The sequence below is a fragment of the Pseudomonas flavocrustae genome (assembly GCF_029872515.1).
Taxonomy (GTDB): domain Bacteria; phylum Pseudomonadota; class Gammaproteobacteria; order Pseudomonadales; family Pseudomonadaceae; genus Chryseomonas; species Chryseomonas aestiva.
The window spans coordinates 269,688-290,133 of sequence record NZ_JAPDIQ010000004.1 but is presented as its reverse complement, the minus strand read 5'-3'; the positions used below and the strand labels follow the sequence as shown (position 1 = coordinate 290,133).

At 65.8% G+C, this 20,446-nt stretch carries 23 protein-coding genes and 1 tRNA gene; 10 read left to right on the top strand and 14 right to left on the bottom strand.

All coding sequences use genetic code 11. The annotated features are described in order from the left end of the window. Positions 1 to 12 precede the first annotated feature (12 nt). Entirely contained in the window at positions 13 to 432 is a 420-nt protein-coding gene (locus tag OMP44_RS11905; protein ID WP_133861980.1) for a rhodanese-like domain-containing protein, read from the bottom strand. A gap of 182 nt (positions 433 to 614) precedes the next feature. Between OMP44_RS11905 and OMP44_RS11900 the strand changes: the two genes are divergently transcribed. The 4 genes from OMP44_RS11900 to OMP44_RS11885 all read left to right on the top strand — a co-directional run bounded on the left by OMP44_RS11900 (position 615) and on the right by OMP44_RS11885 (position 4,774). Then, positions 615 to 1,226 (top strand): NAD(P)-dependent oxidoreductase, encoded by a 612-nt coding sequence (locus tag OMP44_RS11900; protein ID WP_280308327.1) that lies wholly within the window; start codon positions 615 to 617, stop codon positions 1,224 to 1,226. Positions 1,227 to 1,359: 133 nt separating this feature from the next. After that, a complete protein-coding gene (locus OMP44_RS11895; protein WP_133861982.1) occupies positions 1,360 to 2,643 on the top strand; it encodes a murein hydrolase activator EnvC family protein in 1,284 nt (427 codons plus the stop codon). Between the two features lie 29 nt (positions 2,644 to 2,672). Beyond that, positions 2,673 to 4,016 (top strand): S41 family peptidase, encoded by a 1,344-nt coding sequence (locus OMP44_RS11890; RefSeq protein WP_007159780.1) that lies wholly within the window; start codon positions 2,673 to 2,675, stop codon positions 4,014 to 4,016. Then, positions 4,013 to 4,774: a divergent polysaccharide deacetylase family protein gene (locus OMP44_RS11885; RefSeq protein WP_133861984.1), complete on the top strand. Its 762-nt coding sequence runs from the start codon at positions 4,013 to 4,015 to the stop codon at positions 4,772 to 4,774. Before OMP44_RS11890 ends, OMP44_RS11885 begins: the two co-directional genes overlap by 4 nt. Positions 4,775 to 4,798: 24 nt before the next feature. Here the strand turns inward: OMP44_RS11885 and OMP44_RS11880 are convergent, their stop codons facing one another. From OMP44_RS11880 to OMP44_RS11840, 9 genes are all read right to left on the bottom strand, one after another. Beyond that, positions 4,799 to 5,560 (bottom strand): substrate-binding periplasmic protein, encoded by a 762-nt coding sequence (locus tag OMP44_RS11880; protein WP_133861985.1) that lies wholly within the window; start codon positions 5,558 to 5,560, stop codon positions 4,799 to 4,801. Positions 5,561 to 5,785: 225 nt separating this feature from the next. Further along, the gene (locus OMP44_RS11875) at positions 5,786 to 6,547 is read right to left on the bottom strand and encodes a substrate-binding periplasmic protein (RefSeq protein WP_064306835.1); all 762 of its coding nucleotides are present in this window, start codon (positions 6,545 to 6,547) and stop codon (positions 5,786 to 5,788) included. Positions 6,548 to 6,596: 49 nt separating this feature from the next. After that, complete coding sequence (locus OMP44_RS11870; RefSeq protein ID WP_280308320.1) at positions 6,597 to 7,355, bottom strand: substrate-binding periplasmic protein; 759 nt, start codon at positions 7,353 to 7,355, stop codon at positions 6,597 to 6,599. A gap of 29 nt (positions 7,356 to 7,384) precedes the next feature. After that, positions 7,385 to 8,167 (bottom strand): imidazole glycerol phosphate synthase subunit HisF, encoded by a 783-nt coding sequence (hisF, locus tag OMP44_RS11865; protein ID WP_280308318.1) that lies wholly within the window; start codon positions 8,165 to 8,167, stop codon positions 7,385 to 7,387. Between the two features lie 10 nt (positions 8,168 to 8,177). Beyond that, positions 8,178 to 8,915, bottom strand: a complete 738-nt coding sequence (hisA, locus tag OMP44_RS11860) for a 1-(5-phosphoribosyl)-5-[(5-phosphoribosylamino)methylideneamino]imidazole-4-carboxamide isomerase (protein ID WP_007159787.1) — start codon at positions 8,913 to 8,915, stop codon at positions 8,178 to 8,180. Between the two features lie 31 nt (positions 8,916 to 8,946). Beyond that, positions 8,947 to 9,204 (bottom strand): DUF2164 domain-containing protein, encoded by a 258-nt coding sequence (locus OMP44_RS11855; RefSeq protein WP_007159788.1) that lies wholly within the window; start codon positions 9,202 to 9,204, stop codon positions 8,947 to 8,949. Beyond that, positions 9,204 to 9,842, bottom strand: a complete 639-nt coding sequence (gene hisH, locus OMP44_RS11850) for an imidazole glycerol phosphate synthase subunit HisH (protein ID WP_183632598.1) — start codon at positions 9,840 to 9,842, stop codon at positions 9,204 to 9,206. Before hisH ends, OMP44_RS11855 begins: the two co-directional genes overlap by 1 nt. Next, positions 9,842 to 10,435 (bottom strand): imidazoleglycerol-phosphate dehydratase HisB, encoded by a 594-nt coding sequence (gene hisB / locus OMP44_RS11845; protein WP_058768514.1) that lies wholly within the window; start codon positions 10,433 to 10,435, stop codon positions 9,842 to 9,844. The genes hisH and hisB overlap by 1 nt, the downstream gene beginning before the upstream one ends. A gap of 144 nt (positions 10,436 to 10,579) precedes the next feature. Beyond that, positions 10,580 to 12,244 carry an OFA family MFS transporter gene (locus tag OMP44_RS11840; protein WP_133861991.1) on the bottom strand — a complete coding sequence of 555 codons (1,665 nt, stop codon included), beginning with the start codon at positions 12,242 to 12,244 and terminating at the stop codon, positions 10,580 to 10,582. 295 nt (positions 12,245 to 12,539) lie between these two features. Here OMP44_RS11840 and OMP44_RS11835 point away from each other — a divergent pair, with 295 nt between their 5' ends. The 4 genes from OMP44_RS11835 (at position 12,540) to OMP44_RS11820 (ending at position 16,252) form a co-directional block, all read left to right on the top strand. Beyond that, the gene (locus OMP44_RS11835; protein ID WP_280308304.1) at positions 12,540 to 14,759 is read left to right on the top strand and encodes an AsmA family protein; all 2,220 of its coding nucleotides are present in this window, start codon (positions 12,540 to 12,542) and stop codon (positions 14,757 to 14,759) included. After that, positions 14,756 to 15,820: an A/G-specific adenine glycosylase gene (gene mutY / locus OMP44_RS11830; RefSeq protein WP_280308302.1), complete on the top strand. Its 1,065-nt coding sequence runs from the start codon at positions 14,756 to 14,758 to the stop codon at positions 15,818 to 15,820. Before OMP44_RS11835 ends, mutY begins: the two co-directional genes overlap by 4 nt. Continuing rightward, on the top strand, positions 15,817 to 16,089 hold the full coding sequence (locus tag OMP44_RS11825; protein WP_017639567.1) for an oxidative damage protection protein: 273 nt from the start codon (positions 15,817 to 15,819) through the stop codon (positions 16,087 to 16,089). The genes mutY and OMP44_RS11825 overlap by 4 nt, the downstream gene beginning before the upstream one ends. A gap of 87 nt (positions 16,090 to 16,176) precedes the next feature. Then, positions 16,177 to 16,252, top strand: a tRNA-Phe gene (locus OMP44_RS11820). A 183-nt stretch (positions 16,253 to 16,435) separates the two neighbouring features. On the opposite strand, the gene OMP44_RS11815 is transcribed toward OMP44_RS11820, so the two are convergent. Continuing rightward, complete coding sequence (locus OMP44_RS11815) at positions 16,436 to 16,774, bottom strand: cupin domain-containing protein (RefSeq protein WP_280308298.1); 339 nt, start codon at positions 16,772 to 16,774, stop codon at positions 16,436 to 16,438. A 307-nt stretch (positions 16,775 to 17,081) separates the two neighbouring features. On the opposite strand from OMP44_RS11815, the gene OMP44_RS11810 reads away from it, so the two are divergent. Next, positions 17,082 to 17,294, top strand: a complete 213-nt coding sequence (locus OMP44_RS11810; RefSeq protein WP_133861995.1) for a hypothetical protein — start codon at positions 17,082 to 17,084, stop codon at positions 17,292 to 17,294. A gap of 211 nt (positions 17,295 to 17,505) precedes the next feature. Then, entirely contained in the window at positions 17,506 to 17,841 is a 336-nt protein-coding gene (locus OMP44_RS11805; RefSeq protein WP_273862394.1) for a hypothetical protein, read from the top strand. A gap of 263 nt (positions 17,842 to 18,104) precedes the next feature. Here OMP44_RS11805 and sutA read toward each other — a convergent pair whose 3' ends face one another. From sutA to OMP44_RS11790, 3 genes are all read right to left on the bottom strand, one after another. Next, positions 18,105 to 18,437, bottom strand: a complete 333-nt coding sequence (sutA, locus tag OMP44_RS11800) for a transcriptional regulator SutA (RefSeq protein WP_133861997.1) — start codon at positions 18,435 to 18,437, stop codon at positions 18,105 to 18,107. A gap of 71 nt (positions 18,438 to 18,508) precedes the next feature. Continuing rightward, on the bottom strand, positions 18,509 to 18,928 hold the full coding sequence (locus OMP44_RS11795; protein WP_007159806.1) for a secondary thiamine-phosphate synthase enzyme YjbQ: 420 nt from the start codon (positions 18,926 to 18,928) through the stop codon (positions 18,509 to 18,511). A 172-nt stretch (positions 18,929 to 19,100) separates the two neighbouring features. Beyond that, complete coding sequence (locus OMP44_RS11790) at positions 19,101 to 20,441, bottom strand: ammonium transporter (RefSeq protein ID WP_133861998.1); 1,341 nt, start codon at positions 20,439 to 20,441, stop codon at positions 19,101 to 19,103. Positions 20,442 to 20,446: the final 5 nt, after the last annotated feature.

Genomic DNA, 20,446 nt, shown 5'->3' with positions numbered 1-20,446 from the left:
CACGCTAGGGGTTCACTTCACCAGGGGCAGATTCTCTGCACGCCAGGTGGCGATGCCGCCGTTCAGCCGGGCGGCGGTGAAGCCGGCCTTCTGCAGATCGCCGCACACGGCGCCGGCTTGCTGGCCGGCGCTGTCCACCACGATCAGGGTCTTGGCCTTGTGCTTCTCCAGTAGAGACAGGCTGCTGGCGACTTTCTCCTGAGCGATGTTCAGCGCGCCGACGATATGCCCGGCGGCGAAGTCCTTGCTCGGACGGATATCGAGGACCACGCCCTGCTCGCGGTTGAGCAGGTTGGTGAGTTCGCCGGTGGACAGGCTGCGCCCGCCACGACGGGTCTCGTTGAACAGCATCAGGGCGACGATGGCGAGGAAGGCGGCGACGAGAAGCGGATGATGGGTGGCGAATTCAACCGCCCGACCGATAAATTCCATAATGAAAGAGCTATCCAAGGAGGGCTAAAAATGCTGGCCAGTATACACAGCCCCCCGATGGCGCCATACCCTCGCCGGCCCCGGGTTATCCGCAGGTAACCAGCTCATCTCGAACTGCCTCCTTGGCGGCTTCCGCGGCTCTGCCTAGGCTTGGCTTCCCTTCACTTCCGAGGAATCCAGCCATGACCTCCATCGCCCTGCTCGGCGCCACCGGCAACGTCGGCAGCCGCCTGCTCGACGAAGCCCTCTCCCGCGGCCACCGGGTCACCGCCCTGGTACGGAATCCCGCGCGCCTGGCGGCGCGGCCCGACCTGACGGTGGTCGCCGGTGATGTCACCGATCTGCAGGCCGCCCCGGCCCTGGCCGGTCATGAGGTGCTGATCAGCAGCCTGAGATTCGCCGACCTCGCGCCGAGCGCCCTGGTCGACTTCGCCCGCGCCACCGGCATTCCGCGGCTGCTGATCGTTGGCGGCGCCGCCAGCCTGAATCTGCCGGACGGCTCGCGGCTGTTCGATGCGCCAGCCTTTCCCGCTGAATACCGCAGCGAAGCCGGAGCCGGCATCGCTACCCTGGACATCTTGCGCACGGTGAGCGACCTCGACTGGGTCTTCGTCAGCCCGCAGATGGTCTTCGCGCCCGGCACCCGTACCGGGCGGTTCCGCCTGGACGACGATGCCCTGCTGTTCGACGCGGCCGGCGACAGTCATATCTCCTACGAGGACTTCGCCGTGGCCCTGCTGGACGAGGTCGAACGGCCCGCTCATCACCGCACCCGCTTCACCGTCGGCTATTGAAGTAGAAATGCCCTCTCGTTCGCAGCCTGGCCGCCTGGTCGGGCTGTGAACGCTGAACGGCGTACCTTGCCGTTTTTTTTGCCGGATGTGACGGGCATACTAGGCGCTTCGCCCTAGAAACGTACGACCTCGCATGCGCCGTGTTCTCGCCCTTCTCCTGCTTGCCAGCGTTCTCGCTCCCGCCCTGGCCGACGACCGCGCCGATACCCAGCGGCAGATCGAGCAGACCCGCCGGGAAATCCAGGAGATGCAGAAGGTCCTCAAGCAGGTGCAGGCCGAAAAGTCCGGCGTGCAGAAGCAGCTGCAGGGCACCGAGACCCAGATGGGCGAGCTGGAAAAGCAGGTCGACTCGCTGCAGAAGCAGCTGGAGAACGGCGAAAAAAAGCTGCAAGAGCTGGACGGGCGCAAGAAGAAGCTCGACCAGTCTCGCGCTGAGCAACAACAGCTGATCGCCGTGCAGGTGCGCGCCGCCTACCAGAGCGGCCGCCAGGAATACCTCAAGCTGCTGCTCAACCAGGAGCATCCGGAAAAGGTCAGCCGCACCCTCACCTACTACAACTACCTGAATCGCACCCGCCTGGATCAGCTCGCCAGCTTCAACGACACCCTGCGCGAGTTGCGCGAGGTGGAACAGGGCATCCAGCAGGAACAGGGCGACCTGGTCGCCCGCCGCGAAGACCTGGAAAAGCGGCAGGCGGAGCTCGCCGAGGTGCGCAAGGAGCGCCAGGCGGCGTTGGCCAAGATCAACGCGGACTACCGCGACAAGAGTCGCGAGATCGAGAACCGCGAGCAGGATCAGGCAGCGCTGAACAAGGTGCTCAAGACCATCGAGGAAACCCTCGCGCGCCAGGCCCGCGAAGCCGAGGAAGCCCGGCAGCGACAACTGGCCGAAGCCCGCGCCGCCCAGGCGCGGGAAGCGGCACGGCGCCAGGCGCAAAGCGAGCCGAAAGCCCCGCGCCCCTCGAACGCCCCGGAGCTGGCGGTGTCTAGTGCAGCACCTGCCTATGGCGGCGCCTTCGCCAATGCCCGCGGCAAGCTGCCCTGGCCGGTCGATGGCCGTCTGGTGGCCCGCTTCGGCAGTGCCCGCGGTGACGACCCCCGCGCGAAATGGGACGGTGTCCTGATCGCGGCCGGGGCCGGCACCCGGGTCAAGGCAGTGCACGACGGCCGAGTGGTCTTCGCCGACTGGCTAAGAGGCGCCGGCCAGCTGGTTATCATCGATCATGGGAATGGCTATCTCAGCCTGTACGGACATAATCAGAGCCTGCTCAAGTCTGCGGGTGACGTGGTCAAGGCCGGGGATGCCATCGCGACCGTCGGCGCCAGCGGCGGTCAGGAAGCCTCCGCCTTGTACTTCGCCATCCGCCAACAGGGCCGCCCGACGGACCCGGTCATCTGGTGCCGTGCTCAGGGATAGTGCGACACACCTCGGTTTAGGAGCTGCACATGCCGCATCGCTTTCGTCCCACCGTCCTGGTCCTCGCCCTGCTGTTCAGCGGCGTCGGAGTCGTCCAGGCGCAATCGCCGCAGAGCACGCCGGCTGCGGTGACGCCGGTCGCACCGGGCGCCGCGCCCGCGGCCCCGGCCAGCGCTCCGCTGCCGCTGGACGAGCTGCGCACCTTTGCCGAGGTGTTCGACCGCATCAAGGCGGCCTATGTGGAGCCGGTGTCGGACAAGGTCCTGCTGGAAAACGCCATCAAGGGCATGCTCAGCAACCTGGATCCGCATTCCGCCTACCTGGAACCCAAAGACTTCGCCGAACTGCAGGAAACTACCAGCGGTGAATTCGGCGGTCTGGGCCTGGAAGTCGGCCAGGAGAACGGCTTCATCAAGGTGGTCTCGCCCATCGACGACACCCCGGCGGCCAAGGCGCGCCTGCAACCGGGCGATCTGATCGTCAAGATCGACGGCCAGCCGACCAAGGGCCAGGCCATCAACGAAGCGGTCGATAAGATGCGCGGCAAGCCGGGCAGCCCCATCGTGCTGACCATCGTCCGCGGTGGCGGCCAGCCATTCGACGTCAAGCTGGCGCGGGCGGTGATCAAGGTCAACAGCGTCAAGAGCCAGCTGCTCGAATCCGGCTACGGCCTGCTGCGCATCTCACAGTTCCAGGTGAATACCGGCGAAGAGACGGTCAAGGCTCTCGCCAAGCTGCGTCAGGAAAACAAGGGCAAGCTCAAGGGCCTGATCCTCGACCTGAGAAACAACCCGGGCGGGGTGCTGCAGTCGGCGGTCGAGGTGGCCGATGCCTTCATGACCCACGGCCTGATCGTCTACACCAAGGGCCGCCTGCCCAATTCCGAATTGCGCTTCTCGGCCGATGCCGCCGATCCCAGCGAGAAGGTGCCCCTGGTGGTGCTGATCAACGGCGGCAGCGCCTCGGCCGCCGAGATCGTCGCCGGCGCCCTGCAGGATTCCAAGCGCGGCATCCTCATGGGCACCGACAGCTTCGGCAAGGGTTCGGTGCAGACGGTGCTGCCGCTCAACAACGACCGGGCGCTCAAGCTCACCACGGCGCTCTACTACACGCCGAGCGGCCGCTCCATCCAGGCCCAGGGCATCACTCCGGACATCGCCGTGGCGCCGGCCAAGGTCACCCCGCAGAGCGGTGGCGACGAATACTTCCGCGAAGCCGATCTGGCCGGTCACCTGGGCAATGGCAATGGCGGCGCCGATCGGCCTACCGGCAGCAAGGCGCCGAACCAGAGTCCACGGCCGCAGGATGACGACTTCCAGCTCTCCCAGGCGCTGTCGCTGCTCAAGGGACTCAACGTCACCCATACCCCGTGAGGGCTGGACGCTGGCTACTGGCCGGGGCGCTCGCCCTGGTCGGCACGCTTGCCCAGGCCGCCACCGCGCAGCTGACCATCGTCATCGACGACCTCGGGCAGAATCCGGCCCGGGACCGACAGGTCCTGGCGCTGCCCGCGCCGGTGGTCCTGGCGATCATCCCCGAGACCCGCTACGCCGCCGAACTGGCCGCCGCGGCCCACCGTGCCGGACGCACCGTGCTGCTGCACCTGCCCATGGACCCGGCCGGCGGTCCCTATGCATGGCATCCGGAGATGTCTTCGGCCGAACGCCTGCAACGCCTGGACCGGGCGCTGGAGCGGGTACCCGAGGCGGATGGGGTAAACAATCACGAAGGCAGTCGCATGACCGCGGACCGACCGGCCATGGCCGAGTTGATGCAGGTCCTGCAGGAGCGTCACCTGCTGTTTCTCGACAGCCGCACCAGCGCTGCCACCGTGGCCGCGGCGGAAGCCCAGAAGATCGGCTTGGCCAGCGTCTCGCGCGATGTCTTTCTCGACAACGACGCCACTCCGGCGGCGGTGGCGGCCCAGCTGGCCGAAGGCGTGCGGCTGGCCCAGCGCCAGGGCAGCGCGGTGCTGATCGGCCATCCGCACCCGGCAACCCTGGCGGTGCTGGCCCAGCAGTTGCCCCTGCTCAAGGCCCAGGGCGTGGAAGTCATCGACCTGCCGCAGATGATCGCCCTGCGCGCCAACCAGGCCATGCCCGGGCACGGCCGCAGCGGTCGCTATCGCTAGCGACCGGCGGACGGCTTCCAGGCATCAGAGGTAGTTGTTGGTGATGCTGTCGATCACCCCTTCCCTGCGCATCTGTTCCAGGGCCGCCTTCAGGCGTGTCACCACTTCGTCAGGCGTGTCCTTGTTCAGCGCCAGATACTGATCCACCTCGTTGAAGCGAAGCAGCGTCTGCAAGCCGGTCACCCCCTGCTGCTTGGCGAGATAGCGGCCGACGGGATCGGCGGTAGCCCAGATATCGATCTGGCCTTTCACCAGTTTGTCGACGTTTTCCTGATCACGCAGGGCGTCGATGACCGGAATGCCCTGGGCGGTCAGCGTCTTGCTGATCACATCGTTGCGATAGGCACCGATGCGATAGCGGGCGGCGTCCTTGAGCGTCTTGATGTCCAGCTTGCTGCCCGGCAGCGCCTGCAGGGTCCAGCTCGAACGGCCGAAGGGTCCCACCCATTTGAACTGATCCTTGCGCGCCTCGGTGTAGGCGACGGAGAAGAGTCCGTAGTTGGGCGTCTCCTGGGTCAGCCGATAGATGCGATCCCAGGGGAAGCGCAGCGAAAGGCTGTACTTGATGCCCGCACGCCTGAACATCTCGCGGACGACATCGGTGGCGATACCGTCGATGGCGTCATCGCGGGCGAAGTTCTTGTCATCGACCGACATGTTGAAGGGAGGGTAATTCTCGGTCAGGAGCACGACCTGATAGTAATCCGGCAGCTCGGCACGGGCCTGGGTCAAGCCCAGCGTGCAACCCAGCAGTACCCCTGCAAGACGCAACCACAGCTTTTGCATTACAACTCCCTGGCGACGCAAGGCCGCATTTCCGAGGTTTCGTCGAGTATCCCTTTACAACGTTCAGCGCTCACTGCGGCTGACCTCACCGCGATCCTCAAGGCTTCGCGGCCCCATCCAGCTGCCGGGGCCATGCGGAATCCCTGGTACCTCGCGTCCAGACAGGACGCTGGCGAATGCTTACCTCCAGCGCAACTCGCCAGGCGCCCGCCACGCGGCGCCGCACTAGAGATAGTTGTTGGTGATGCTGTCGACCAGGCCTTCGCGGCGCATGGCATCCAGGGCCTGCTGCAGGCGGGTCACCACCTCGTCGGGGGTGTCCTTGTTCAGGGCCAGGTAGAGGTCGGATTCCTGGAAGCTGAGCAGGGTCTGCAGGTTGCTGACGCCCTGCTGCTTGGCCAGGTAGCGGGCGACCACGTCGGTGGTGGCCCAGACGTCGATCTCGCCCTTCTGCAACTTGGCGATGTTCTCCTGATCACGCAGGGCGTCGATGGGGACGATGCCCTTTTCCTGAATCATCAGGCTCACGGCGGAATTCTTGTAGGCACCGACGCGCAGCCGGGCTGCCGTGGCCAGGTCCGGCACCTTGAGGGTGCTGCCGGACAGCGCCATGAACACCTTGCGGGTCTTGCCCAGCGGGCCGACCCACTTGAACAGCGGCAGCCTGGACTCGGTGCGCGACACGGAGAACAGCGCGTAGTTGGGGCTTTCCAGGGTCAGGTTGTAGATGCGATCCCAGGGAAAGCGCAGCGAGAGGTTGTAGTCGATCCCGGCGCGCTTGAACATCTCGCGCACCAGATCGGCGCTGATGCCGTCGATGGCATCGTCACGCGCGAAGTTCTTGTCGTCCACCGCCATGTTGAAGGGCGGGAAGTTCTCGGTCAGCAGCACCACGCGATAGCCCGCTGGCAATTCCGCCCGGGCTGTCCCCAGGCCGAGGGTGCAACTCAACAGCACGGCGGCGATGGCCAACCAGGACTTGCGCATAGCTCTCTCCTCAGGCGACCGTCCGCGCCGATCGCTCGGCCCGCCGGGATCACAGATAACGATTGAAGATGGTCTGAACCGCGCCGCTCTGGCGCATCTCGTCGAGGGCCTTCTGCAGCTTCTGTACCACCTCGTCGGGGGTCTGCTTGTTCAGCGCCAGGAACAGCTCGCCGCTGTTGAAGCGCAGCAGCATCTTGAGTCCGGTCACGTCTTCCTGGCGGGCCAGGTAGCGACCGGCGGGATCTCCAGTGGCCCAGACATCGATCTGTCCCTTGACCAGGCGCTGCACGTTTTCCTGATCGCGCAGTGCAAGATCCGGCTGGAAGCCCTGCTGGACGAGACTTTCGGCTATGGCGTCGCCCTTGTAGGCGCCGATCTTGAGCTGCTGCTTGCGGACGTCGTCGAGGCTGCGCAGCTGCAGGTGGCTGTCGGCGCGACCGAGCAGGACCCAGTCGTCCGGGCCGATGGGACCGACCCATTTGAACAGGCCCTCGCGCTCCGGCAGCCGGGCGGTGACGAAGACGCCGTGGTCGGGCTGATCCAAGGCCATGCCGTAGATCCGCTCCCAGGGAAATCTCAGGGTGAGGTTGTAGGAGATGCCGGCCCGCTTGCACATCTCGCGGACCATGTCGACGGCGATGCCCTTGAGCTCGCCCTCGCGGGCGAAGTTCTTGCCATCGACGGAGAAGTTGTAGGGCGGGAAGTTTTCCGTCAGCAGCGTCAGCTGATAACCCGCCGGAAGCTCCGCCCTGACCGCGGTGGATACCAGCAGCAAACCGGCCAAGCAGGCCCAGATTCCCTTGCGCACGCCCCTCTCCCTGCCGGCACCGCCGGTGCTTAAGATTTTGTGGAGCGTATCACAATCCCTTTTTCGGCCAGGTACCGTTTAGCCTCGGGAATGGTGCATTCGCCGAAATGGAAGATGCTCGCGGCCAGCACCGCAGAGGCCTTGCCTTCGAGAATGCCGTCGGCCAGGTGCTGCAGATTGCCGACGCCGCCGGAGGCGATCACCGGGATGCCCACCGCCTCGCTGACGGCGCGGGTCACCCCCAGGTCGAAGCCGTTCTTCATGCCGTCCTGGTCCATGCTGGTGAGCAGGATCTCGCCGGCGCCCAGGCCTTCCATCTTCTGCGCCCAGGCCACGGCGTCGAGGCCGGTGGGCTTGCGCCCGCCATGGGTGAAGATCTCCCAGCGCGGGGTTTCGCCGGGGCCGCTGACCCACTTGGCGTCGATGGCCACCACGATGCACTGGGAACCGAAGCGTGCCGCGGCTTCACCGACGAACTCCGGGGTGAAGACCGCCGCGGTGTTGATCGAGACCTTGTCGGCACCGGCGTTGAGCAGGTTGCGGATGTCCTGCACGGTGCGCACGCCACCGCCCACGGTCAGCGGGATGAACACCTGGCTGGCCATGCGCTCCACCGTGTGCAGGGTGGTATCGCGGCCCTGGTGGCTGGCGGTGATGTCGAGAAAGGTGATCTCGTCGGCGCCCTGCTCGTTGTAGCGGCGGGCGATCTCCACCGGATCACCGGCATCGCGGATATTCTCGAACTTGACGCCCTTGACCACGCGGCCATTGTCCACGTCCAGGCAGGGGATGATGCGTTTGGCCAGCGCCATGACTGAGTCCTCAGACCTTGAAGTTGTCGCACAGCGCCTGGGCTTCGGCGACGTCGAGGGTGCCCTCGTAGATCGCGCGGCCGGTGATGGCACCGATGATGCCCGGGCTGCGGGCGTCGAGCAGGTTCTGGATGTCACCCAGGTTGTGGATGCCGCCGGAGGCGATCACCGGGATGCTGGTGGCTTCGGCCAGGGCGCGGGTGGCCGGCACGTTGCAGCCCTGCATCATGCCGTCGCGGGCGATGTCGGTGTAGACGATGGCGCTGACGCCGTCGGCTTCGAAGCGACGGGCCAGGTCGGTGACCTGCAGCTCGCTGACCTCGGCCCAGCCGTCGGTGGCGACGAAGCCGTCCTTGGCATCCAGGCCGACGATGACCTTGCCGGGGAAGGCGCGGCAGGCCTCAGCGACGAATTCCGGCTGCTTGACCGCCTTGGTGCCGATGATCACGTAGCTGACGCCGGCACGCACATAGTGCTCGATGGTCTCCAGCGAGCGGATGCCGCCGCCGATCTGGATCGGCAGGCCGGGATAGCGCCTGGCGATGGCGGTGACCACCTCGCCATTGACCGGCTGGCCTTCGAAGGCGCCGTTGAGATCCACCAGGTGCAGCCGGCGGCAGCCGCCGTCGACCCACTGGGCGGCCATGGCCACGGGATCGTCGGAGAACACGGTGGAATCTTCCATGCGCCCCTGGCGCAGGCGGACACAGGCACCGTCCTTGAGGTCGATGGCGGGGATGATCAGCATGGCAATACCTTGGCTCGGGGGTGAGGGCGATCTAGGGCTTTTCCAGCGCCCAGATGTCGCTTTCCAGGCTGTCGACACGCTCCCTGAGCAGGGTCTGCACGTCGGCAACCGCCTTGTTGTAGTACAGCGGCCCGCACTCGCGGGCGAAGAAATCCAGCAATTCCTCGACTTCGAACCGTCCCAGGCGGACCTCGAAGCGATCGTCCAGCAGGGTCTGCAAGGCCGTGACCAGGCGCTGGCTCTGCTCGGGCTCGAGCGTCACCAGCGGCGCGGGCGGCTTGCGCGCCATTACCAGCGGCCGTCCCAGGCGAGGAAGTTGGCATAGAGCTGCAGACCGCAGTCGGCGCTCTTCTCGGGGTGAAACTGGGTGGCGAAGCGCGAGCCGTCGGCCAGCGCCGCGGCGAAGTCCAGGCCGTAATGGCCGCGACCGACCACCTGGCGCGGATTGCCGGCCTCGACATAGAAGCTGTGCACAAAATAGAAGCGGGCGCGATCAGGGATGCTGTGCCAGAGCGGATGGTCGAGCACGTGACTGACCTCGTTCCAGCCCATGTGCGGCACCTTGAGGGTCTCGCCCTCTTCCTGCATGCCGCCCGGGAAGCGGCGTACGGCGCCGGGGAACAGGCCGATGCAGTCCACGCCGCCATTCTCTTCGCTGCGCTGCATCAGCGCCTGCATGCCGACGCAGACGCCGAGGAAGGGACGGTCCTGGCTGACTTCGCGCACCAGTTCATCGATGCCCTGGCGGCGGATCTCGGCCATGCAGTCGCGGATGGCGCCGACGCCGGGCAGCACGATGCGGTCCGCCTCGCGGATCACCGCGGGATCGCCGGTCACCAGCACCTGGTGGCTACCGGCGTGCTCCAGGGCCTTGGCCACGGAGTGCAGGTTGCCCATGCCATAGTCGATGACGGCTACCGTCTGCATCACAGGCACCCCTTGGTGGAGGGCATGACACCGGCCATGCGCGGATCTTCACTGAGGGCCATGCGCAGGGCGCGGCCAAAGGCCTTGAACACTGTCTCGATCTGGTGGTGGCTGTTGACACCGCGCAGGTTGTCGACGTGCAGGGTCACCTGGGCGTGATTGGTGAAGCCCTGGAAGAATTCGAGGAACAGGTCGACGTCCATGCGCCCCACGGTGGCGCGGGTGAAGGGCACGTTCCAGTGCAGTCCGGGCCGGCCGGAGAAGTCGATGACCACCCGCGACAGGGCCTCGTCCAGGGGCACATAGGCATGGCCGTAGCGCTGGATGCCCTTCTTGTCGCCGACGGCCTTGGCGAAGGCCTGGCCGAGGGTGATGCCGATGTCTTCAACCGTGTGATGGTCGTCGATGTGCAGGTCGCCGCGGCAGTGGATATCGAGGTCGATCAGCCCATGGCGGGCGATCTGGTCGAGCATGTGCTCGAGGAAGGGGACCCCGGTGTCGAAGCGCGCTGCGCCCGTGCCGTCCAGATCCAGGGATACCTTGACCTGGGTTTCCAGGGTGTTGCGCTCGACGGTTGCCTTGCGTTCGGCCATAGCCTGCTCCGCGAAAATCGGTGGGCGAAAGGGCCGATATTATAGGGGCGCGGGGGCTGGATCGAAAGCGCGGCGGGACGAGGCGTCCCGCCGCGAGGGGCGCCCGCCTGGGGACGCCCGGTTACCGTCCGGTTCGGCTGCGACTCAGCTGAACAGGGCGGCGGTCTTTTGCAGGGTGATCCAGATGCCCCAGGCCAGCGGGATGCCCACGGCCAGCCAGGCGGCGATGGCCAGCGGCTTGGTCTTGGGATCGGCGCTCCACTCCAGCACCTGAGCGCTGCCGGCGTTGCTGTCATGGCCATTGGCGCGCTCGACGGCGAGTTCGGCCTCGGTCATGAAGTGCTTGTCGGCGACCGGACGCACCAGCAGGTTGCAGATGAAGCCCAGCACCAGCAGACCGGCCAGGATGTACAGGGTGATGTCGTACACCTGGGCGCGGGGGATGCCCATGCTCAGTTGGTACTCGCGCAGGTAGTTGACCAGCACCGGACCGAAGACGCCGGCGGCAGCCCAGGCGGTGAGCAGGCGACCGTGAATGGCGCCGACCATCTGGGTACCGAACAGGTCGGCCAGGTAGGCCGGCACGGTGGCGAAACCGCCGCCGTACATGGACAGGATCAGGCAGAAGGCGAAGACGAACAGCGCCACGCTGCCCAGGTGACCGGTCCAGGGCACGATGGCGTAGAGCACGAAGCCCAGGGTGAAGAAGACGAAATAGGTCATCTTGCGGCCGATGTAATCGGAGAAGGACGCCCAGAAGAAACGACCGCCGATGTTGAACAGGCTCAGCAGGCCGGTGAAGCCGGCGGCGATGGCGGCGATCTGCTTGAGCTGATCGGCGCTGAGTTCACCGTAGGCCAGGCCATTGCCCAGCAGACGGCCACCGAAGACTTCCTGCAGCAGCGGCGAGGCCATGCCGATGATGCCGATGCCGGCGGTCACGTTCAGGCAGAGCACGGCCCAGACCAGCCAGAATTGCGGGATGCCCCAGATCTTGCTCACGTGGACGTGGCGATTGGTGATCATGTTGCTGCCGGCCTTCTTGGTGGACGGCGTCCAGCCCGCGGGCTTCCAGCCGGTCGGCGGTACGCGGTAGCCCAGGGCACCGCTCAGCATGAACACGAAGTAGATCACCGCCATGACCAGGAAGGTCTGCCAGACACCGATTTCGGTGGCCGACGCGAAGTGACGCATCAGGGCGTCGGCCAGGGGGGCACCCACCATGGCGCCGCCACCGAAGCCCATGATGGCCATGCCGGTCGCCATGCCGCGCTTGTCCGGGAACCACTTGATCAGGGTCGACACTGGCGAGATGTAGCCAAGGCCCAGACCGATACCGCCGATCACGCCCGAACCCAGCCACAGCATCCAGATCTGGTGGGTATAGATGCCCAGTGCGGAGATCAGCAGACCACCGCACCAGCACAGGGCCGAGACGACCCCGGCCTTGCGCGGACCGGCGTGTTCCAGCCAGCCACCGAACAGGGCGGCCGAGCAGCCGAGGAAGATGAAGAACAGGGTATAGATCCAGCCGAGCTGGGAGATCTTCCAGTCACAGGTGGCACTGAAGATCTGCTCGAAGAAGCCCATTTCCACCGGGCAGGCCACGGCGGCGGTGATGCCGATCGCCTTGGACAGCGGCAGCCAGAAGACCGAGAAGCCGTAGGCCATGCCGATGCACAGGTGGATGGCCAGGGCGGCCGGCGGGACCAGCCAGCGGTTGAAACCGGGCCGGGCGACGATGCGCTCCTTGGAAAGGAAAGCCGGACGTGCCGAAGCGACACCGCCAGCAGTGAGAGTAGTGCTCATGGGTTCAGCCCTTTTCTAGTGTATTGCGTCCAGGCCGGTGGACATTCCCTGCACGCTTCCCCGTAAACGAGTCAAAGAAACGGCGCCAACCGACCAGAGGTGCGCGACATTAAAGCGCACCCTAGCCAACTGCCAGCCCTGCTCATTTGCCAGGGTACGGGCGGCATCAGCCATCCGACGAAACGGGCGAGTACCACGGCTGTCACAGCGCCGACACCTCGATGTCATCGGGCGCGACCGAGCCCCTATACTGGCCAGTCGCGCCATCGCCCGTCGGAACAGGAATTTCCTCGTCATGAAAGCTTTCGCCAAAGTGCTGGGTATCGTCCTCGTCGGCCTGCTGCTCCTGCTGGTCGCCGTAGGCTTCGCCCTCACCCACCTGGTCGATCCCAACGACTACAAGGACGAGATCCGCCAGCTGGCGCGCGACAAGGCCAACGTCGACCTGCAGCTCAAGGGGGATATCGGCTGGAGTCTGTTCCCCTGGCTGGGCGTCGAACTGCACGATGCCACCCTGGCCAGCGCCGCCACCCCCGATCGACAGCTGGCGCAGGTGCAGCGGCTGATCCTCTCGGTCCGCCTGCTGCCGCTGCTGCTGCGCCGCGACCTGGAGATGAGCGACATCAAGATCGACGGTCTGGACCTCACCGCCAGCCGCGATGACCAGGGTCGCACCAACTGGGCCGAGATCGGCCGCCCGGCGCCCAAGGCGGACCCGGGCGCCGCGCCGGCTGATACCGCCACGGGTACCTCGGGCGAGTCGACCACGGGACGCCAGCCGCTCAAGCTCAATGTCGAGAGCCTGACCGTGCGCAATTCCCGGGTCGAATACAGCGATGCCCGCAACGGCGCCCGCTATGCCTTCGAGGGTATCGACCTGGAGACCGGGGCCATCTACGCCGGCACGCCCATTCCCATCAAGCTGGCCGGCACCGCCAACACCACCCAGCCGCCGGTCAACGCCACCGTGCTGCTCAATGGCAAATTCCGCTTCGATCCGGCCAGCCAGCAGTACGCCCTGGATGATCTCCAGCTGACCGGCGACGCCAGTGGCGAGCCCTTCAACGGCAAGCTGGTCAACTATTCCGCCAGCGGCCAGTTGGCCGTCGACCGCCGCGCCCAGACCGCCGAGTGGACCAGCCTCAAGCTCACCGCCAACGACCTCAAGGCCCTCGGTGATCTCGAGCTGACCGGCCTGGAGAGCGATCCGCAGCTGGCCGGGCGTGTCTCCATCGCCCGCCTGGACTTGCGCGCCTTCCTCGACAGTATCGGCGTCGAATTGCCGGCCATGGCCGATACCAAGACCCTGCAGCGCTTCGAGATGAATGCCCAGGTGCAGGCCAGCCGCAACGCCCTGGCGCTGGACGACTTCAACTTCCAGCTGGACGACAGCACCCTCAAGGGCCGCGTCGCCATCGCCGACATCGCCCGCCGCGCCTTGCGCATCCAGCTCAGCGGCGATCGCCTGGACCTGGATCGCTACCTGCCGGCCAAGGCCGCCGCGGCGCGCCAGGCCAATGGCGCGCGCCAGGAAGAGGTCGCCCAGGTCGACGCCATCGCCGCCCAGGGCAACTCGCCGCTGCCCGAGGCGCCGACCCAGCACGCCTGGAGTCAGGAAACCCTGCTGCCGGTGGAGCGCCTGCGCAGCCTGGACGCCGAGGTCGACCTCGGCCTGCAGCACCTGACCCTCAATCGCCTGCCCTTCGAGGGCGCCAGCCTCAAGGCCAGGGCCGCTGACGGCCAACTGCAGCTCAGTGCCCTGGAAGGCGAGCTTTTCGGTGGTCGCTTCGAAGCCAACGGCGCCCTCGACGTGCGCGGCGCCCAGCCGCAACTGACCGCCCGCGAGCGCATCAAGGGCGTACCGGTGGAGCGCATCCTCCAGGCCCAAGGCCAGAAGCCGCCGGTGGAAGGCCAGCTCGATCTGGACGCCGACCTGCGCAGCTCGGGCGCCAGCCAGCGCACCCTGATCGACAACCTGGGCGGTACCGCGCGCTTCGCCCTGCGCAACGGCCAGCTGATCGACGCCAATGTCGAAAGCCAGCTGTGCCAGGGCATCGCCCTGCTCAACCGCAAGCCGCTGGAGCTGCCCCATGGCGGCCAGAACACCCCCTTCCGCCAGTTGAGCGGCAGCCTCAGCATCGTCAACGGCGTGGCCCGCAACCAGGACCTCAGCGTCAGCGTGCCCGGCCTTGCGGTGAAGGGCGCGGGCGACATCGACCTGCGCACCCTCGGCCTGGACTACCGGCTGGGCATCACCGTGCAGGGCGACACCAACGCCGCTTCCGACCCTGGCTGCCAGGTCGGCGAGCGCTATGCGGATATCGAGTGGCCCCTGCAGTGCCGCGGCCCCCTGGAGCTGGGCGCCAAGGCCTGCCGCCTGGATCGCGAGGCCATGGGCCAGATCGTCGCCCGCGCCGCCGGCAATCGTCTGAACGAAAAAATCGAAGAGAAGCTCGGTGATAAGATCAGCCCCGACATCCAGAATGCCATCCGAGGGCTGCTGCAACGTCGATGACTGATGACGACTTTGGTACCGCCGTGCTGGCCTGGTATGACCTGCACGGTCGCAAGGACCTGCCCTGGCAACAGGGCGTGACGCCCTATCGCGTCTGGGTCTCGGAGATCATGCTCCAGCAGACCCAGGTCGCCACCGTCCTGGGTTATTTCGATCGCTTCATGCAGGCGCTCCCTACCGTCGAGGCGCTGGCCGCGGCTCCGGAAGACGAGGTCCTGCACCTCTGGACAGGCCTCGGCTACTACAGCCGCGCGCGCAACCTGCACAAGGCCGCCAAGACCGTGGTGGAGCGTCATGGCGGCGAATTCCCCCGCAGCGTCGAAGCCCTGGCCGAATTGCCCGGCATCGGCCGCTCCACCGCCGGCGCCATCGCCAGTCTGAGCATGGACATCCGCGCCCCGATCCTCGACGGCAACGTCAAACGCGTCCTGGCCCGCTACACCGCCACCGCCGGCTATCCCGGCGAACCCGCCGTGGCCCGCCGCCTGTGGGAAGTGGCCGATCGCCTGATGCCCCACGAGCGGGTCGGCCCCTACACCCAGGCGATGATGGACCTGGGCGCCACCCTCTGCACCCGCAGCAAGCCCAGCTGCCTGCTGTGTCCGGTCAAGCCGGGCTGCCGCGCCCATCTGCAGGGCCAGGAAACCGCCTTTCTCACGCCCAAGCCGCGCAAGACCCTGCCACAACGACAGACGCTGATGCCGCTGTTCGTCAACGACGCCAATGCCGTACTCCTGCAGCGTCGCCCCTCGACCGGTCTCTGGGGCGGTCTCTGGGGGCCGCCGGAAGTGGCCGATGCGGCCGAGCTCGAAGCCCTCGCCGAACGCCAGGGCCTGGTCATCGACGAACGTCAGGCGCTGCCCGGCCTGGTGCACACCTTCAGCCACTTCCAGCTGGCCATCGAACCCTGGCTGGTACAGGTGGACCACCGCCAGCACCGCGTGGCCGAGGGCGACTGGCTTTGGTATAACCTCGCCTCCCCGCCGCGCCTGGGCCTTGCCGCCCCGGTGCAGAAACTGCTCAAGCGCGCCGAGCAGGCGCTCAAAGGAGAACCCGCATGACCCGCACCGTGATGTGCCGCAAGCACAAGCAGGAGCTGCCCGCCCTCGATCGCCCGCCCTATCCCGGCGCCAAGGGCGAAGACATCTATCAGCACGTCTCCAAGCAGGCCTGGGAAGAGTGGCAGAAGCACCAGACCATGCTCATCAACGAGCGCCGGCTGAACATGATGAACGCCGAGGATCGCAAGTTCCTGCAGGCCGAGATGGACAAGTTCCTGTCCGGTGAAGACTACGCCCAGGCCGAGGGTTACGTACCTCCCAGCGCCTGAGTCGACGGCTAAGCGCCCGAAAAATCTAAATATTTTTTGGGCTCACTGTTGACACAAGGTCGAGAAACGCTTTTAATGCGCCCCGTTGCCCAGGTAGCTCAGTTGGTAGAGCAGGGGATTGAAAATCCCCGTGTCGGCGGTTCGATTCCGTCCCTGGGCACCAAGACAAGCTTCCGGATCCTGCGGGATCCGGAAATCAGAGAAACCGGCCTAGCGCCGGTTTTTTTGTGCCTGCGATTCTTACCCGCTCGCATCCAAGGCCGAGCGCGCCCTTCACCTGCCGCTCAGGACGCCTTTGCAGTGACCCGAGCCGTTGGTGCCTGGCCGGAAGAGTCCGAGTGTCGCTTCAGGTGGGTGCTGGAGCCCCGTCCACCGCACCGAAATGGATCGCCAGCCACACCGTAGCGATCGCGGGATCGGTGTAGGTCACCCAGTGCTCGGTATCAGCCGGGATAAACAACGTACTGCCCGGTTCGAGCACCACCTCCCGCCCCTCCAGGGCGATCCGTGCAGCGCCCTTCAGCAGCAGCACCCATTCCTCATGGGCCTGCCGCCAGGGCGCCTCCGCCGGCGTCGTCTGGCCCTGGGAGACGATCCGCTCGATGCGGCAGCCAGGTCGCTCCAGCAGGGAGGTGAACACCTCCGCCGCGGAGGCATCGGGCAGGTCGCGAAACAGATTGAGCATGAAGTTTTCTCGCTGGGCCTCGCGCCAGGGCGCGCTAAGGTCGTCCAGACTGCGCCGGTCCGATCAGGCGCTCAAGTCTCGCAGGGATCTGCGTCCCCCAGGAGTCGCCATCGTGGCCTCAGGTGCTCTGCCATTTGCGGTAAAGAGTGCGATCCGCCCGACCTTTTCACGAGGTCGTCCCCCGGCGGTAGAGGATTTCGGCGATGATCGAGCGCAGAAGTGGCAGCCTGTTCAGGACGCCGCTCGACCTTGGCTGGCCATCGGGCGCAGCCAGACCTCGCATAAGGCGCACGGAGGCGCTCACTGCATGCCCATCCCCTCGATTCCCCTTGTCGCTCCCACCCTGCCCGGCGTTCTCGCTCAGGAAGCCGTCGCTCAGCCCGGTCCGCTTGCCGTCGAGCCCACCGCACCCTTCTGGCTCAGACTCCTGAACGGCGTCAGCCTCTGGCTGAACCGGTTGTTTCTCGGCCTGGTCATGGCGCTCATCGGTTTTACCTTATGGCACTGGTGGCAGGGATGAAGCGGCGTCTGGATCAGCTGGAGCTGACCATCCTGATGTGCGGCATCGGTCTCTTGGCCATGGCACTCATCGTCGCCGTGGGCATGCAGGGCCTGGACTGGGCCTGAGCCGGCGGGGCGGCCTTACCGGACCTTTACCTGGCCTGACGTCCGCTGACCGCCAAAGGTGTTTCATGGTGACGCGGCCTATCGAGCGCCGCGAGGAGAGCACCATGGCATCGCGAGCGTCGCTGATTCTGCTGTTGACCGCCACCCTGACCGCCAGCAGCCTGGCTGCCGCCTACGAGGGTCCTGACCAGGGGCAACCCTGGGCAAACCACCCCGCGGTGGTCGCCGAGGGCGGCGAATTCCTGCCGGCAGGCGAATTTCGACGGCATCACCGGCATCACCCCTATTACCGCAGGGATCGCTATCCCTACAGCTATTACCAGCCCTACCCACAACCGGGTTATGGCGCCCCCCACTGGCGACCGGTACCGCGGGGCTACTACCCCTACCAGCCGGCCTATGAACCCCGACCCTATTACGGTCCGCCCCGCCATTGGTGAACTGCTTGGCATCACGGCGGCGAGATGATGGCCTTTTGCGATGAGCCACACAGGGAGATGTTTGCCATAGGAGCAGAATGCCATCACCCATTAGGCTTTAGGGCGCTGCCAACATGTATGAGAGAGATGATGTAATCTGCATGGCTTGCCTTGCGACCATGGCTGCGGCCTTCACCGGCTTCATCATGGTGATGGTCCTGCTGTAATCGTCAGATAGACGAAACCCCGCCGAGGCGGGGTTTCGAAGGCGGTATGGCAAGGTCCTAGATAGGACGACTGCCATATTTGCTGTCAGGCTTCTTGGGCGGATCGGCGACTACATTGGCGTCGATCTCCTGAACCCTGCCACCACGGGCCAGGAAGTCCTGCATGGCCTTTTCCAACGCATCCCGCTCGCGCTGCTTGGCTTCCACCGAAGGCAGTTCCTCGGGCTCGACTTCACGCTTCTTCTTGGCCTTGCTCCCGGACGCGGGCGCTTCGCTTTCCCCGCTCTCCTCTTGCTCGGCGTCGTCGGTTGCGGCAGCGAAGTCTTCGTTATCGCCCTCTTCTTCCGCGCCTGTCTCCAGGTCGTCCTGCTCCATATCTTCGTCGCTCATAAACCGCCTCCACAGACTTTGGCAAAATCGGACCGCGCGTTTTGACGCGGCCTCCTAAAAAAAATTCCTGGCTATTCGCCTTGCAGTGTCGCGATCAGGCGCCGTGCGCCACCCTGGTCGCGATGCTCGCCCAGATAGATGCCCTGCCAGGTTCCCAAGGCCAGGCGCCCTGCCTGGACCGGTAGACTCAGGCTGCAGCCGAGCAGACTGCTCTTGAAATGCGCGGGCAGGTCGTCCGGCCCTTCGTAGTCGTGTTCATAACCGGCCTGCCCCTGGGGCACCAGCTGATTGAAGAACCGCTCGAAGTCGCGCCGCACCGCTCCATCGGCATTCTCATTGATGGTCAGCGAGGCCGAGGTGTGCTGCAGCCAGAGGTGCAGCAGGCCGATCCGGCACTCGCCAAGCTCGGGCAGTTGCTCCAGCACCTCAGCGGTGACGAGATGGAAACCACGCGCGCGCGCGCGCAGGGAAAAGCTCCGCTGCAGCCACATGAACAACCCCCGCCGACTGACTGGGCGCGCATTCTAGCGCGACGATCGGAAAAGCAAAGCGGTGATTGCACACCGCTGGCGTGCAGTCTAGACACAGCAGGATGGCGGTTGTTCCAGCCGTATGGCGGACATGAAAAAGGCGCCTCGCGGCGCCTTTTTCCAGAGCGGCGGCTTACAGGTTGTAGCCACGCTCGTTGTGCAGGGTGAGGTCCAGACCCACGGTTTCCTCTTCCTCGTTGACTCTCAGACCCATGACCACGTCCAGCACCTTGAGGATCACGAAGGTGACGATACCGGTGTAGACGATGGTGAAGGCCACGCCCTTGAACTGGATGAACAGCTGGGCGCCGATATCGGTGACGGTGCCGAAGCCACCCAGGGACGGGGCGGCGAAGACACCGGTCAGCAGGGCGCCGACGATGCCGCCGATGCCGTGCACGCCGAAGGCGTCCAGGGAGTCGTCGTAGCCAAGCTTGCGCTTGAGGCTGGTGGCGGTGAAGAAGCAGATCACGCCAGCGGCCAGGCCGATGATCAGGGCGCCCATGGGACCGGCGGTACCGGCGGCCGGGGTGATGGCGACCAGACCGGCGACCACGCCGGAGGCGATGCCCAGGGCGCTCGGCTTACCGTGGGTGATCCACTCAGCGAACATCCAGCCCAGGGCGGCAGCGGCGGTGGCGATCTGGGTGGTCAGCATGGCCATGCCGGCCGTGCCGTTGGCAGCGGCGGCGGAACCGGCATTGAAGCCGAACCAGCCGACCCACAGCATGGCGGCACCGACCAGGGTATAGCCCAGGTTGTGCGGAGCCATGGGAGTGGTGGGATAGCCCTTGCGCTTGCCCAGGACCAGGGCCGCGACCAGACCGGCCACACCGGCGTTGATGTGCACCACGGTGCCGCCAGCGAAGTCCAGTACGCCCCAGTCCCACATCAGGCCGCCGTCACCGCTCCAGACCATGTGGGCGATGGGCGCGTAGACGAAGGTGAACCACAGGCCGGTGAAGACCAGCATGGCGGAGAACTTCATGCGCTCGGCGAAGGCACCGACGATCAGCGCCGGGGTGATGATGGCGAAGGTCATCTGGAAGGTGACGAAGACGCTTTCCGGGAACAGGGCGGTGGCCGAGGTCACGGCATCATGTTGCAGACTGGACAGGAAGGCCTTGCCCAGACCGCCGATGAAGGAATTGAAGTTGGTGACGCCTTTCTCCATGCCGGTGGTGTCGAAGGCCAGGCTGTAGCCGTAGACCATCCACAGGATGCTGATGAGACCGGTGATGGCGAAGCACTGCATCATCACCGAGAGGACGTTCTTGGCACGCACCATGCCGCCATAGAACAGCGCGAGACCCGGGATGGTCATGAACAGCACCAGGGCTGTCGAGACCAGCATCCAGGCCGTATCCCCGCTGTTGATGGCTGGTGCCGCAGCCGCTTCCTGGGCCATGGCCAGGCCCGGCAGCGCTACGAAAGACATGAGGGCTCCTAGCCCTGCGTAGGTGCGCAGAGTCATCGTTG

What these genes read in the sequence shown, in the direction of transcription:
- OMP44_RS11905 (WP_133861980.1), bottom strand. Translation starts at nt 432, where the DNA reads ATGGAATTTATCGGTCGGGCGGTTGAATTCGCCACCCATCATCCGCTT.
- OMP44_RS11900 (WP_280308327.1), top strand. Translation starts at nt 615, where the DNA reads ATGACCTCCATCGCCCTGCTCGGCGCCACCGGCAACGTCGGCAGCCGC.
- OMP44_RS11895 (WP_133861982.1), top strand. Translation starts at nt 1,360, where the DNA reads ATGCGCCGTGTTCTCGCCCTTCTCCTGCTTGCCAGCGTTCTCGCTCCC.
- OMP44_RS11890 (WP_007159780.1), top strand. Translation starts at nt 2,673, where the DNA reads ATGCCGCATCGCTTTCGTCCCACCGTCCTGGTCCTCGCCCTGCTGTTC.
- OMP44_RS11880 (WP_133861985.1), bottom strand. Translation starts at nt 5,560, where the DNA reads ATGCAAAAGCTGTGGTTGCGTCTTGCAGGGGTACTGCTGGGTTGCACG.
- OMP44_RS11875 (WP_064306835.1), bottom strand. Translation starts at nt 6,547, where the DNA reads ATGCGCAAGTCCTGGTTGGCCATCGCCGCCGTGCTGTTGAGTTGCACC.
- hisF (WP_280308318.1), bottom strand. Translation starts at nt 8,167, where the DNA reads ATGGCGCTGGCCAAACGCATCATCCCCTGCCTGGACGTGGACAATGGC.
- hisA (WP_007159787.1), bottom strand. Translation starts at nt 8,915, where the DNA reads ATGCTGATCATCCCCGCCATCGACCTCAAGGACGGTGCCTGTGTCCGC.
- OMP44_RS11855 (WP_007159788.1), bottom strand. Translation starts at nt 9,204, where the DNA reads ATGGCGCGCAAGCCGCCCGCGCCGCTGGTGACGCTCGAGCCCGAGCAG.
- hisH (WP_183632598.1), bottom strand. Translation starts at nt 9,842, where the DNA reads ATGCAGACGGTAGCCGTCATCGACTATGGCATGGGCAACCTGCACTCC.
- hisB (WP_058768514.1), bottom strand. Translation starts at nt 10,435, where the DNA reads ATGGCCGAACGCAAGGCAACCGTCGAGCGCAACACCCTGGAAACCCAG.
- OMP44_RS11840 (WP_133861991.1), bottom strand. Translation starts at nt 12,244, where the DNA reads ATGAGCACTACTCTCACTGCTGGCGGTGTCGCTTCGGCACGTCCGGCT.
- OMP44_RS11835 (WP_280308304.1), top strand. Translation starts at nt 12,540, where the DNA reads ATGAAAGCTTTCGCCAAAGTGCTGGGTATCGTCCTCGTCGGCCTGCTG.
- mutY (WP_280308302.1), top strand. Translation starts at nt 14,756, where the DNA reads ATGACTGATGACGACTTTGGTACCGCCGTGCTGGCCTGGTATGACCTG.
- OMP44_RS11825 (WP_017639567.1), top strand. Translation starts at nt 15,817, where the DNA reads ATGACCCGCACCGTGATGTGCCGCAAGCACAAGCAGGAGCTGCCCGCC.
- OMP44_RS11815 (WP_280308298.1), bottom strand. Translation starts at nt 16,774, where the DNA reads ATGCTCAATCTGTTTCGCGACCTGCCCGATGCCTCCGCGGCGGAGGTG.
- OMP44_RS11810 (WP_133861995.1), top strand. Translation starts at nt 17,082, where the DNA reads ATGCCCATCCCCTCGATTCCCCTTGTCGCTCCCACCCTGCCCGGCGTT.
- OMP44_RS11805 (WP_273862394.1), top strand. Translation starts at nt 17,506, where the DNA reads ATGGCATCGCGAGCGTCGCTGATTCTGCTGTTGACCGCCACCCTGACC.
- sutA (WP_133861997.1), bottom strand. Translation starts at nt 18,437, where the DNA reads ATGAGCGACGAAGATATGGAGCAGGACGACCTGGAGACAGGCGCGGAA.
- OMP44_RS11795 (WP_007159806.1), bottom strand. Translation starts at nt 18,928, where the DNA reads ATGTGGCTGCAGCGGAGCTTTTCCCTGCGCGCGCGCGCGCGTGGTTTC.
- OMP44_RS11790 (WP_133861998.1), bottom strand. Translation starts at nt 20,441, where the DNA reads ATGACTCTGCGCACCTACGCAGGGCTAGGAGCCCTCATGTCTTTCGTA.